Raw genomic sequence first — 11,747 nt, forward strand, 5'->3', positions numbered from 1 at the left:
CGCCGCTACCCTGCTGCGGTGGACCCGCTGGCCGCCCTGCGCCGCATCGCCTTCCTGCTGGAGCGACAGCAGGCGCCGACGTACCGGGTGAAGGCGTTCCGCGGCGCCGCGCTCGCCGCGGCCCGCCTCCCCGCGGGGGACCTCGAGCGTCGGGCGGCGGCCGGGTCCCTGGCAGACGTCAAGGGCATCGGCCCGAAGACCGCCGCGGTGATCGAGCAGGCGCTGGCCGGGCAGGTCCCGGCGTACCTGGTCGATCTCGAGGACCGCAGCGGCGAGCTCGCGCCGGCCGGGCAGGAGCTGCGGGCGGCGCTGCGCGGCGACCTGCACGTGCACAGCGACTGGTCCGACGGCGGCAGCCCGGTCGAGGAGATGGTGGTGACGGCCGCCGAGCTCGGGCACGAGTACGTCGCCGTGACCGATCACTCCCCGCGGCTGACCGTCGCCAACGGGCTCGCTCCCGACCGGCTGCGCCGGCAGCTCGACCTGGTGGCCCGGCTCGACGCCCGGATGCCCGGGCTCCGGGTGCTCAGCGGCATCGAGTGCGACATCAACGAGGACGGCACGCTCGACCAGGAGGACGAGCTGCTGGGGCGGCTGGACCTGGTGGTGGCGTCGGTGCACTCCAAGCTGCGCTCGCCGGCGCCGGTGATGACCGAGCGGATGCTGGCTGCGGTGAACGATCCGCACACCGACGTGCTCGGGCACTGCACCGGTCGGCTCGTCGCGTCCGGCCCGGACCGCGGACGGCCGGATCGACGGCCGGAGAGCGTGTTCGACGCCGCCGCCGTCTTCGCCGCCTGCGCCGAGCGCGGGGTGGCGGTGGAGATCAACAGCCGGCCGGAGCGGCTGGACCCCCCGCTGCGGCTGCTGCGGCAGGCCGTCGAGGCCGGCTGCCTGTTCAGCATCGACACCGACGCGCACGCCCCCGGGCAGCTCGACTGGCAGCTCTTCGGGTGCGAGCGCGCGCAGGAGTGCGGCGTGCCGGTGGACCGGATCGTCAACACCTGGCCGGTGGAGCGCCTCCTGGAGTGGACCCACCGGGACCGCGGGAACCCGCCGGGCGCCGCCGGCGCCTGACGGCAGCGACGACACCACGACGCACCGGACGGCGCGGCCGGCGCCGTCCGGTGCGGGTCAGCGGGAACCCGCCGGTTCCGCCGCGGACACCGCGGCCGGGACGTCGGCCAGCGCCGGGATCACCTCGCCGGTCCCGGCGGTGTCGGCGGTGGTGCCGCCGGCCGGCCGGTCCAGGACCAGGGACGGCTGCCGCGCCGGACGCCGGGACGCCGCGGACGCCGCCCGCCGGAGCGAACCGAGCACCACCAGCGCGATGGCGGCACACGCCAGCGCGCTGCCCGAGGTGACCCAGTAGGACGTGGAGGCACCGGCCGCGTCGATCACCGTACCGGCCAGCGGGGTGGCGACGGCGATGCCGACGGCCATGCCCGAGTTGGTCCACGAGATGGCCTCGGTCAACCGGTGACCCGGCACGATCTCCTCGACCAGCGCCGTGCCGGTGATCAGCACCGGCGAGCACGCCAGCCCGGCCACGAACAGCCCGACACCGACGAGCGTGACCGTGCCCAGGAACGGCATCGGCAACGTCACCACGGCCAGCGCCAGGGTGCCGGTGACGAACTGCCGCAGCAGCGAGGCGCGCAGCGACAGCACGCCGAACACCAGTCCGCCGAACAGCGAGCCCGCCGCGTACAGCGCGAGCAGCAACCCGGCCACCCCACCGACGCCGGCCTCCTTGGCGTAGGCGACGGTGGTCACCTCGAACGAGCCGAAGATGCCTCCGAGCAGCACGAAGATGGCCGTCACCCCGGCCACGCCGGGCAGCAGGATCGCCGGCCGGCCGCCCTTGGCGCGGGCTCGGCCCGACGGGATCGGCTCGGTGCGCCGCTGCGACAGCAGCAGGATGGTGCCGGTCGTGAGCAGGACCGAGCCCAGCAGCAGCGCGGCCGCCGGGAACAGCTGCAGCGCGGCGACGGTGGCCAGCGGGGGCCCGACGATGAACACCACCTCGTCCAGCAGCGACTCCCAGGCGAAGGCCGTGCGCAGCTGCGGCGATCCGGTCAGCTGCGCGGACCAGCGGGTCCGCACCAGCGAGCCGATGCTGGGCTGGGCGGCGCCGGCGACCAGCGCCAGCGCGAAGATCGGCCAGGTCAGCGGGGTCAGCACGGCGACCAGGACCATCGCGACGACGGCCGGGACGTGCACGGACAGCTGCCACGGCACCACCCGGCGCTGGCCGTGGACGTCGATCAACCGGGACAGCTGCGGGCCGATGGCGGCCGCGGACAGCGCGTAGATGGCCGAGACGGTGCCGGCGACGGCGTAGGAGCCGCGCTCGACCGACAGCAGCAGGACGGCTCCGAGGCCCGCCATCGACAGCTGCAGGCGGGCCAGCAGGCCGGCGGCCGAGAACCGGGCCGCTCCCGGGCGACGCAACACCTGCAGGTACGGGCCGAACACCGCTCTCATCTCCTCCACCTCGACACGGACGCCGTGGCCCGGCACGTCGACGGCGGCCGTCGTGACGGGGGTCGGGGTGAGGCCGGCGGAGACCCGTCCGGCGGCAGGCGTCACCTGCTCGTCACGTCGCGACACATGCTGTAAACCGTCCAGCCGGTACAGTTTATTCCATGGCCGGTGACACGCGCGACCGGATTCTCCGGGCCCTGCGCGACCTGCTCGCGGAGGGCGGCACCGATGCGGTCACCCTCGACGCGGTGGCGGCCCGGGCCGGCGTGTCCAAGGGCGGCCTGCTGTACCACTTCCCGTCCAAGTCGGCCCTGTACCTGGGCCTGCTCGCCGCGGTCCGGGACACCGTGGTCCGCGAGATGGCCGAGGTGACGCAGCGCGCGGGCGCCGCCCGCGGCTTCCTGGAGTACTCCGAGCCCACCGCGCCGGACGAGCCCGGGTTCTTCACCTCGCTGATCGCGGCCGTGCGCACCGGGCAGAGCGGCGACACGGCGGCGGCCGACCGGGAGGCCGCCGCGCTGCTCGCGGACATCTTCCGGGTCTGGGAGGAGCCGATGCGGGCGGCCGTCACCGACCCGGTCCGCGCCGAGACCATCCGCCTGGTCGGGTACGGGCTGTACCTGGCGGCGCTCGCGGGTCTGCCGCCCGTCGACCCCGCCGTGCTGGCGCAGGTGTTCGACCGGTTGCTGGCCGACGGCTGACCGGCCGACCGCCCCGCGCTCAGAGCACGTCGACGCTCTCAGCCCGCGGCTGCAGCGCGCCGGAGGCGATCTCGTCGGCCCAGTGGCAGGCGACGCGGTGTCCCGGCCGCGTCTCGAGCAGCACCGGGCGCTCGGTGTCGCAGCGCGTCGGCTGGCGCCACGGGCAGCGGGTGTGGAACCGGCAACCGGCCGGCGGGTTCGCCGGCGACGGCAGGTCGCCGGTCAGCAGGATCCGCTCGCGGCGGTCCTCGACCGCCGGGTCGGGCACCGGGACGGCGGACAGCAGGGCCCGGCTGTAGGGGTGCAGCGGGTCGGCGTAGAGCTGCTCCGACGGCGCCTCCTCGACCAGCGACCCCAGGTACATGACGCCGACGCGGTCGGAGATGTGCCGCACCACGGCCAGGTCGTGTGCGATGACGATGTACGTCAGGCCGAGCCGCGCCTGCAGGTCCTCCAGCAGGTTGACCACCTGCGCCTGCACCGAGACGTCCAGCGCCGACACCGGCTCGTCCGCGACGATCAGCTCGGGGTCGACCGTCAGCGCCCTGGCGATGCCGATCCGCTGCCGCTGGCCCCCGGAGAACTCGTGCGGGAACTTGCGCAGCGAGCTGGCCGGCAGCCCGACCGCGTCGAGCAACTCGCGCAGCCGGGCCGCGACGGCGGTGGTGGAGTCCGCGAGGCCGTGCGCCCGCATGCCCTCGACGAGGATCGACTGCACCGACTGCCGGGGGTCCAGGGACGAGAGCGGGTCCTGGAACACCATCTGCATCCGCCTGCGGGACCGGCGCAGCTCCTCGCCCTGGAGCGGGGCGATGTCCTGCCCGTCGAAGCGCACCGAGCCGGACGTCGGCTCCACCAGCCGCAGGATGCCCCGGCCCAGCGTCGACTTGCCGCAGCCGGACTCGCCGACCAGCCCGTACGTCTCGCCCCGCTTGACCGCCAGCGACACCCCGTCGACGGCGTAGACGTAGCCGACCGTGCGGTCGACCAGCACGCCGCGCCGGATCGGGAAGTGCACCTTGAGGTCGTCGACCTCGAGCAGCACGTCGGCGTCCGCGGTGGCGGCGGACAGCTCCCGCGCCGGCCCCGCCGGCACAGCCTCCTGCGCCCCGTGCTCCTCCGCCTGGTGCAGCACGCCGCCGTCGACGGAGCCGGAGAAGACCCGCTCGGGCTGGTGGACGCCTGCGGCCTGCAGCGGGTCGAGCCCGCCGGCCTGGCTCACCGGGTCCCGCCCGCGGTGTCGGCCGGACCGGTCGCCGCCCGGTCCAGGACAGCCGCCTCGTGCCCCGCCCTGGCGACGTGCCCGGGCCCGGCCAGGCCCTCGGCCACCACCTGGTCCAGCGGCACCGAGTTGTGGCACCGCAGCAGGTGGTCGCCGCGGCGCTCGTCGTGCGGCACCAGCTCCGGGGTCCGCTGCCGGCAGGTGTCGATCTCCCGCTCGCACCGCGGTGCGAACGCGCAGCCGTGGGTCCACGGGATGTTGTCGGACACCGACCCGCGGATGGGCGTCAGCCGCTCCCCCGCCGCGGCGTCGAGCCGCGGGATCGAGGCCAGCAGCCCGTGTGTGTAGGGATGCGCCGGCCGCTCGAAGAGCTCGTGCCGCTCGGCCCGCTCCACCACCCGTCCCGCGTAGAGCACGTTGACCTCGTCGCAGAGCCCGGCGACGACGCCGAGGTCGTGGGTGATCATGATCAACGCGGTGCCGTGGTCGCTGACCAGGCTGCGCAGCAGGGACAGGATCTGCGCCTGGATGGTGACGTCCAGCGCCGTGGTCGGCTCGTCGGCGATCAGCAGCCGCGGCCGGCAGGCCAGCGCCATGGCGATGAGCGCCCGTTGCCGCATGCCGCCGGACAGCTGGTGGGCGTACTCCTTGATCCGCCGCCCGGGATCGGGGATGCCGACCTGGTCGAGCAGGTCCGCCGCCTCGCGCAGGGCGGCCGAGCGCCGCATGCCGCGGTGCCGCTGCAGCACCTCGCCGACCTGGACGCCCAGCGGCACGACCGGGTTCAGGCTGGACAGCGGGTCCTGGAAGATCATCGCCAGGTCCCGGCCGCGCCGGTCCCGCATCTCGCCGCGGGACAGCGACAGCAGGTCGGTGCCCTCGAAGTCGACCCGTCCGGTGACCCGGGTGGTCCGCCCGGCGAGCAGCCGCATGATGGCCAGCGAGGTCACCGACTTGCCGCAGCCGGACTCGCCGACCAGGCCGACCGTCTGCCCGGGCGCGACGTCGAAGCTCACCCCGTCGACCGCGTCGAACGGCTCGACGCCGCGCCGACGGAACTGCACGTGCAGGTCCTGCACGGACAGCAACGGTCCGGCGCCGCGGCTGCCGGAGGACCCCGGCGCACCGGGGCCGGCGAACAGGTCGGGGGTCGCCGCGGAAGAAGTCCGGGTCACCGTGGTCACCGCCGGTTCTTGGGGTCGAGGGCCTCGCGCAGGGACTCGCCGAGCAGGGTGAAGCCCAGGGCGACGACGATGATGCAGCCCGCCGGCCAGAACGCCAGCCCAGGGTGGGAGTCGATCCGGTCCTGGGCCTCGCCGAGCATCTGCCCCCACTCCGGACTCGCGGTGTCCTGCGAGCCCAGGCCGAGGAAGGACAGCGCGGCGGCGTCGATGATCGACGTCGCCACCACCAGCGTGGCCTGGACGATCACCGGGGACAGCGAGTTGGGCAGCATGTGCCGGAACACGATGGGCGCCCTGCGCACGCCGAGCGCGCGGGCGGCGAGCACGTGGTCGGACCCGCGCTGGGCCAGCATCTGCCCGCGCAGCAGCCGGGCGAAGACCGGTATCTGCACCACCGACACCGCGATGATCACGCTCGTCAGGTTGGGGTTGGTGAAGAGCACCGCGATCGAGATGGCCAGCAGCAGCGACGGGATCGACAGCATGACGTCGACGATCCGCATGACGACGGTGTCCGCCCACCCGCCGAAGGCGCCGGCCAGCACGCCGAGGACCAGCCCGCCGGCCAGGCCGATCAGGGTGGCGAAGACGCCGACCAGCAGGGTCTGCCGGCTGCCCAGGATCAGCCGGGAGAACAGGTCCCGGCCGAAGGTGTCGCCGCCGAGCGGGTAGCCGGCCTGCGGCGGCGCGATGGAGTTGCGGGCCCTCGACGTCTGGCCGATGAGCAGCTGGGCGCCCGGGTCGTGCGGGGCGATCCACGGCGCCACGACGGCCAGCAGCACGAACAGCGCGATGATCACCGCGCCGACCCAGAACACCGGTGTCACCCGCAGCCGCCGCCAGGCGTCGCGCAGCAGCGAGACGCCGACGTCCGCGGTGTCCTCGTCGGTCGCGGCCGGGGTGCCCGGTGCCCCCGGTGCCCCGGACCGGCCGCCGACGGTGGCCAACCGGTCGATGCGGGCCTTGCGGGCGGCGCCCGGTCGGCGCAGCCGCCCGGACCCCGGCAGGGCGGACGTGCCGTCGGTCATCAGCTGGTCCTGATCCGCGGGTCGATGACCGCGTACGACAGGTCGACGAGCATGTTGACCAGCACGAACGTGGTCGCGGAGGCCAGGATCAACACCTGCAGCACGGGGTAGTCCTTCTTGGTGAAGGCGATGGACAGCGCCTCCCCCAGGCCGGGGAAGGCGAACACCTTCTCGGTGAGCACCGCACCGGCCAGCAGCGCGCCGACCTGCAGCCCGGTCACCGTGACCACCGGCAGCAGGGCGTTGCGCAGGATGTGCCGGCTGCGGATGGTGCGGTTGGTCAGGCCCTTGGCCTCCGCGGTCCGGATGAAGTCCTCGTTCTGCACGTCGAGCACCGAGGACCGGGTGATCCGGAAGATGACCGCGAACGGGATGGTGCCGAGCGCGATGGACGGCAGGATCAGGTGTTTCACGGCGTCCCAGGAGGCGTCCCACTCCCGGGTCAGCAGCCCGTCGAGGACGAAGAACCCGGTGACCCGGGTGGCGTCGATGTCCGGCGACTGCCGGCCGGACGGCGGGAGCCAGCCGAGCTTCACCGCGAAGATGTACTTGAGCAGGAAGGCCAGGAAGAACACCGGCACGGCGACGCCGAGCAGCGACGTGACCACGCCGGCGTTGTCCAGCCAGCCGCCGCGGCGCCGGGCGGCCAGGTAGCCCAGCGGGATGCCGAAGACCAGGGCGAACAGCAGGGCGCCGATGGCCAGCTCGACGGTGGCCGGGAAGCGGTCGGCGAACACCCCGATCGCGCTGTCGCCGGGCGCGACGCCGGTGGACTGGCCGAAGTTGCCGTGCGCCACCCGGCCGAGGAACTTGCCGTACTGCACCATCAACGGCTGGTCCAGGCCGAGCACCGACGTCAGCTCCGCACGCTTGTCCGGCGTGGAGCGGTCACCGAGCATCGCGGTGACGGGACCGCCCGGCAGGCTGCGCAGCCAGAGGAACAGCAGCAGCGACAGCACGACGAGCACCAGGACCAGCTGCAGCAGCCGGCGGACCGTGTACCTCAGCACACCGGCTCACCCCCAGGGTCGGGCCGCCGCCGGCGCGGCCGCCGAGGACGGGCGGACCGCGCCGGGCGGCGGGACGGACGGGTTGTACGGGCCGGGCGCGGAGGCCGCGGCCCGTCCGGCCGGGTGGGCGGGGACCCGCGGTCCCCGCCCGCCCGGCCGACGGCGTCAGGACGTCTTGGACACCGGGGCGAACTTCTCGTCCGTCAGCGGGCTGGGCACCAAGCCCTGCACCTTGGACGAGACCACGATGGCCGGCGGCGAGTGCGAGATCGGCACCGCCGGCAGGTACTCGCCGAGCAGCTGCTTGTTCAGCGCGACGTACTCGGCGTTGCGCTTGGCGTCGTCCGGCTCGGAGTCCGCCGCCGCCAGCGCCTTGGACAGCGTGGCACCCCACGGCGCGTTCTCCGTGGAGAACCGGCTCGTCGGGTCGCTGAAGAACGTCCCGATGAAGTTGTCCGGGGTGTTGTAGTCGCCGGTCCAGCCGAGCAGGAACAGGTCCGGCTTGCGGGCGTCGACGCCGTCGAGGTAGCCGCCGTTCCACGGCTTGGACGACTCGTTGACCTTGATGCCGACGGCCTCCAGGTCCGCCTTGAACGCGGTGAAGACGGCCTTGGGGTCCGGCATGTACGGCCGCGAGACCTCGGTGGGCCACCAGAAGTTCAGGGTGAGGTTGCTGGCGCCCGCCTCGGCGAGCAGCTGCTTGGCCTTGTCCGGGTCGTACGGGTACTTGGTGACGTCCGGGGTGTACCCGTCGACCGTGTCCGGGTAGAACTCCTCGGCCACCTTCGCACCCTCGGGCAGCTGCGAGCTGACGAACTGCTCGCGGTTGAGGGCGTACGCGATGGCCTGCCGGACCTTGAGGTCCCGCAGCGCCGGGTGATTCTTCTGGTCGAAGCCCAGGTACAGGATGTTGAACGCCGGGCGGACCAGCACGTCGAACCCGGCGCTCTTCAGGTCGTCCCAGTCCGCCGGGTTGGGCAGGTCGTAGCCGTCGATGGTGCCCGCCTGCAGCTCCTGCTTGCGCGCCGTCTCGTCCGGGATGATCTTGAAGATCAAGGTCTTCGACTTGGCCTTCTCCCCCCAGTAGTTCTCGTTCCGGGTGAGCGTGACGGTGTTGTTGTCCTTGTCGTACTTGGTCAGCACGAACGGACCGGTCCCGGTGGGGTGGTCGGTGGCGTACGCCGGGTAGACGAACGAGTCGCCCTCGGCCTTGACGTCGTTGGCGTCGTACTTGGCCAGCGCGGTGGGCGACTGGATCGAGAACGACGGCAACCCGAGGATGGCCGGGAACTTCGACGTGAACCGGGTCAGCGTGACGACCGCGTCCGACGCGCCCTTGGCGGTGCAGGACTTGTAGACCGACGGGGTCTTGGTGTCGCCCTTGAAGCCGCCCATGGTGTCCGACCAGTACTGCGCCTGTGTCGCGCCGGCACCGGTCTGGGAGTACATGCGGTCCAGGTTGAAGCAGACCGCCTTGGCGTCCAGCGGCGTGCCGTCGCTGAACGTGACACCCGACCGGACCTTGAAGTCCCAGGTCAGGCCGTCCTTGCTGGTCGTCCACGACTCGGCGAGCGCCGGCTCGACGTCCGCCGTGCCCGGCTTGAAGGTGACCAGGCCCTCGGTCATCTGCCGGGTGATCCGGAACGTCTCGCCGTCGGTGGCGTACAGCGGGTCGAACATGCTCGGGGCGCCGGCGGCGCCGAAGATGAACGTCCCGTCGGTCTCGCCGCCCCCGCCGCCGCTGCTGGTGGCAGACCCGGAGGAGCCGGTCGCCGCGCCGCCGGACGACGTCGACCCGCCCGACGACGGCGCCGCACCGGTGTCCGCGGAGCTGGTGGCGCCGGTCGCGCCGGTGGCGGCGCCGCCGGTCTGGCTCGAGGACGACGAGCTGCTGTTCTGGTCACGGTTGGAGTTGGCGCAGGCGGCCAGCGTCACGGCCACCGCCGCGGCCAGGCCCGCCTGGAGCGCTCTGGAGCGCGTGCGTCCGTACCTCAATCTGCATCGACCTTTCGCCTGAGCTGGGAGGACCCGGAACGGCAGGCGCGCCTCCCGCTCCGGTACGGCATCCGAGGAACCTAGAGCGCCCCTGCGGCGGCTGCCCACAACCTTGACCGCATCGTTACCGTCCCGTCCGCGGACGGGGACAGCCGAGATCCTCACCCGGACAGATGACCGCCGCATTTCCGGCCGGTTCCGCACCGGGTGCCGCCGGCCGGCGACCGGTCACGCAGGATCTGCGTCGCCGGTCGGGTCGAGCCGGAGATCCGCGCGTGCAGCGGTGTCCTCGCCGGCGAAGTGTCCGGCCTCGGCGCGCTGCCAGCGGGCGAGCTCGCCCCGCAGCTGCTCGCCGTCGCGGGCGACGGCCCGGTCCAGCCGCCGGGCGGCGTCCGGCACCTCCACCCACACCAGGACGCCGGCCCGGCCGGCGACGGCGCGGCGCCCGGCCGAGACGCCCTCCAGCACGAGCACGTCGGGGACCGGCACCACCAGGGGGCGGCCGGGCCGGGGGACGCCGTCGACCCACTCGTTGACCACCAGCCGTCCCGGCCGGCCGGCCGCGAGCGGCTCGAACAGCTGCTGTTCGAGGCGGTCCCACCAGTCGAACGGGCAAGCCCACGTCGCCAGCGCGTCGGTACCGACCCGCCGCACGACCCGGGTCCGGTCGGCCGACCGGGCGCGGTGTACCAGCCGCCGGGCGAAGGTGGTCTTGCCGGAGCCGCTGGGTCCGTCCACGCAGACCAGCCGGACCGGCCCCAGCCCGGCCGGCCGCCGGGCGAGCAGGTCGAGGGTGGCGGCGGCGACACGGTCGACCGCACCGGGCCCGCGGTCCACGCCCGCCGGGCGGTGCGCCTCCGGAGGCCGGGCGTCAGGCGTCGACGGCACGGCGGCCGGAGAACGCCCGGCCCAGGGTGACCTCGTCGGCGTACTCGAGGTCGCCGCCGACGGGCAGGCCGCTGGCCAGCCGGGTCACCGACAGGTCGGGGAAGGTGCGGAGCAACCGCACCAGGTAGGTGGCGGTCGCCTCGCCCTCGAGATTCGGGTCCATGGCGAGGATGACCTCGCGGACGCCGGGTTCGGCGATCCGGCGGAGCAGCGGCGCGATCCGCAGCTGGTCCGGGCCGATGCCGTCGATCGGCGAGATCGCGCCGCCGAGCACGTGGTAGCGGCCGCGGAACTCGCGGGTCCGCTCCACCGCGGCGACGTCCTTGGGCTCCTCCACCACGCAGATCGAGGCGGCGTCCCGCCGCGGGTCGGCGCAGATGCGGCACAGCTCGCCCTCGGCGACGTTGCCGCACTCGATGCAGAACCGCACCTCGTCCTTGACCCGCTGCAGCGCCTGCTGCAGCCGGGTGATGTCCGCGGCGTCCGTCGTGAGCAGGTGGAAGGCCAGCCGCTGCGCGGACTTCGGCCCGATCCCGGGCAACCGGCCGAGCTCGTCGATCAGGTCCTGGACGGGGCCCTCGTACACCTGCGGTCAGGCCCCGCCGGCCCGGCCGGTGTCCGGCCCGGCGCCCGGCCGGTCGTCGGGCGTCCCGGTGTCCGGGACCGCCGGCGACGCGTCGACGACACCGCCCGGCCCGGGCCCGAAGCCGGGCAGGCCCAGCGCGGACAGGTCGAACTCGCCGGCCAGGTCGCCGGTGACGGCGCCCATGGCGTCCTCCCGCAGCTCGGCGGCCTGCCGGGTGGCGTCCCGGACCGCCGCCACCACCAGGTCGCCCAGCGTCTCGACGTCCGACGGATCAACCACCGACGGGTCGATCCGGACCTGCCGCAGCTCGCCCTCGCCGCTGACGGTGGCGGTGACCAGGCCCCCGCCCGCGTGGCCGGTCACCTCGGCGTCGGCCAGCGCGGCCTGCGTCCGTTCGACCTCGGCCTGCATCTGCTGGGCCTTGAGGACGATCCGCCGCAGGTCGGGGATTCCTGGTTGCATGGTGCTCCCTCCGAGGCAGGTGCCTCCAGGTCGTCCAGGGTAGTGGCCGGGCCCGACAGCCCGTCCTGACCGCCGGGCCGCCGGGCGTCCCGGGTTGGCGGGCGGGGTGTCCGCCCTGCCGGCCGGGTCCGCGGGCGGACGACGGCGGCACCCTTGCGCCCGAGTCAACATCTGTCACTCTGTT

At 73.9% G+C, this 11,747-nt stretch carries 12 protein-coding genes; 3 read left to right on the forward strand and 9 right to left on the reverse strand.

The genetic code is table 11. The annotated features are described in order from the left end of the window. Positions 1-18: 18 nt before the first annotated feature. Positions 19-1,077 carry a PHP domain-containing protein gene (locus IEY37_RS13510; protein WP_188942231.1) on the forward strand — a complete coding sequence of 353 codons (1,059 nt, stop codon included), beginning with the start codon at positions 19-21 and terminating at the stop codon, positions 1,075-1,077. A gap of 57 nt (positions 1,078-1,134) precedes the next feature. Here IEY37_RS13510 and IEY37_RS13515 read toward each other — a convergent pair whose 3' ends face one another. Then, positions 1,135-2,487: an MFS transporter gene (locus tag IEY37_RS13515; protein ID WP_188942232.1), complete on the reverse strand. Its 1,353-nt coding sequence runs from the start codon at positions 2,485-2,487 to the stop codon at positions 1,135-1,137. 161 nt (positions 2,488-2,648) lie between these two features. Between IEY37_RS13515 and IEY37_RS13520 the strand changes: the two genes are divergently transcribed. Then, positions 2,649-3,188 carry a TetR/AcrR family transcriptional regulator gene (locus IEY37_RS13520; RefSeq protein WP_188942233.1) on the forward strand — a complete coding sequence of 180 codons (540 nt, stop codon included), beginning with the start codon at positions 2,649-2,651 and terminating at the stop codon, positions 3,186-3,188. 19 nt (positions 3,189-3,207) lie between these two features. Here the strand turns inward: IEY37_RS13520 and IEY37_RS13525 are convergent, their stop codons facing one another. The 5 genes from IEY37_RS13525 to IEY37_RS13545 form a co-directional block, all read right to left on the reverse strand. Further along, positions 3,208-4,260, reverse strand: coding sequence for an ABC transporter ATP-binding protein (locus IEY37_RS13525; protein ID WP_188942439.1), 1,053 nt, complete (start codon positions 4,258-4,260; stop codon positions 3,208-3,210). Positions 4,261-4,406: 146 nt separating this feature from the next. After that, positions 4,407-5,498, reverse strand: a complete 1,092-nt coding sequence (locus tag IEY37_RS13530; protein ID WP_188942441.1) for an ABC transporter ATP-binding protein — start codon at positions 5,496-5,498, stop codon at positions 4,407-4,409. A gap of 92 nt (positions 5,499-5,590) precedes the next feature. Next, complete coding sequence (locus IEY37_RS13535; RefSeq protein WP_188942234.1) at positions 5,591-6,622, reverse strand: ABC transporter permease; 1,032 nt, start codon at positions 6,620-6,622, stop codon at positions 5,591-5,593. Further along, complete coding sequence (locus IEY37_RS13540) at positions 6,622-7,632, reverse strand: ABC transporter permease (protein WP_188942235.1); 1,011 nt, start codon at positions 7,630-7,632, stop codon at positions 6,622-6,624. Before IEY37_RS13540 ends, IEY37_RS13535 begins: the two co-directional genes overlap by 1 nt. A 165-nt stretch (positions 7,633-7,797) precedes the next feature. Beyond that, on the reverse strand, positions 7,798-9,312 hold the full coding sequence (locus IEY37_RS13545; protein ID WP_229674394.1) for an ABC transporter substrate-binding protein: 1,515 nt from the start codon (positions 9,310-9,312) through the stop codon (positions 7,798-7,800). On the opposite strand from IEY37_RS13545, the gene IEY37_RS22165 reads away from it, so the two are divergent. After that, positions 9,290-9,649 (forward strand): hypothetical protein, encoded by a 360-nt coding sequence (locus IEY37_RS22165; RefSeq protein WP_229674395.1) that lies wholly within the window; start codon positions 9,290-9,292, stop codon positions 9,647-9,649. The two genes, IEY37_RS13545 and IEY37_RS22165, sit on opposite strands and share 23 nt — an antisense overlap. 206 nt (positions 9,650-9,855) lie before the next feature. Here IEY37_RS22165 and IEY37_RS13550 read toward each other — a convergent pair whose 3' ends face one another. The 3 genes from IEY37_RS13550 to IEY37_RS13560 are packed head-to-tail and all read right to left on the reverse strand — an operon-like array spanning position 9,856 to position 11,563. After that, entirely contained in the window at positions 9,856-10,464 is a 609-nt protein-coding gene (locus IEY37_RS13550; RefSeq protein ID WP_229674396.1) for a uridine kinase family protein, read from the reverse strand. Between the two features lie 34 nt (positions 10,465-10,498). Further along, a complete protein-coding gene (recR, locus tag IEY37_RS13555; protein ID WP_188942237.1) occupies positions 10,499-11,101 on the reverse strand; it encodes a recombination mediator RecR in 603 nt (200 codons plus the stop codon). A gap of 6 nt (positions 11,102-11,107) precedes the next feature. Beyond that, positions 11,108-11,563 carry a YbaB/EbfC family nucleoid-associated protein gene (locus IEY37_RS13560; RefSeq protein WP_188942239.1) on the reverse strand — a complete coding sequence of 152 codons (456 nt, stop codon included), beginning with the start codon at positions 11,561-11,563 and terminating at the stop codon, positions 11,108-11,110. Between the last annotated feature and the right edge of the window lie 184 nt (positions 11,564-11,747).

This window comes from Nakamurella endophytica, assembly GCF_014646215.1.
GTDB classification, from domain to species: Bacteria; Actinomycetota; Actinomycetes; order Mycobacteriales; family Nakamurellaceae; genus Nakamurella; species Nakamurella endophytica.

Excerpts from the sequence above, each read along its gene's own strand:
- IEY37_RS13560 (WP_188942239.1), bottom strand. The coding sequence starts at position 11,563 with ATGCAACCAGGAATCCCCGACCTGCGGCGGATCGTCCTCAAGGCCCAG.
- IEY37_RS13515 (WP_188942232.1), bottom strand. The coding sequence starts at position 2,487 with ATGAGAGCGGTGTTCGGCCCGTACCTGCAGGTGTTGCGTCGCCCGGGA.
- IEY37_RS13545 (WP_229674394.1), bottom strand. The coding sequence starts at position 9,312 with ATGTTCGACCCGCTGTACGCCACCGACGGCGAGACGTTCCGGATCACC.
- IEY37_RS13535 (WP_188942234.1), bottom strand. The coding sequence starts at position 6,622 with ATGACCGACGGCACGTCCGCCCTGCCGGGGTCCGGGCGGCTGCGCCGA.
- IEY37_RS13520 (WP_188942233.1), top strand. The coding sequence starts at position 2,649 with ATGGCCGGTGACACGCGCGACCGGATTCTCCGGGCCCTGCGCGACCTG.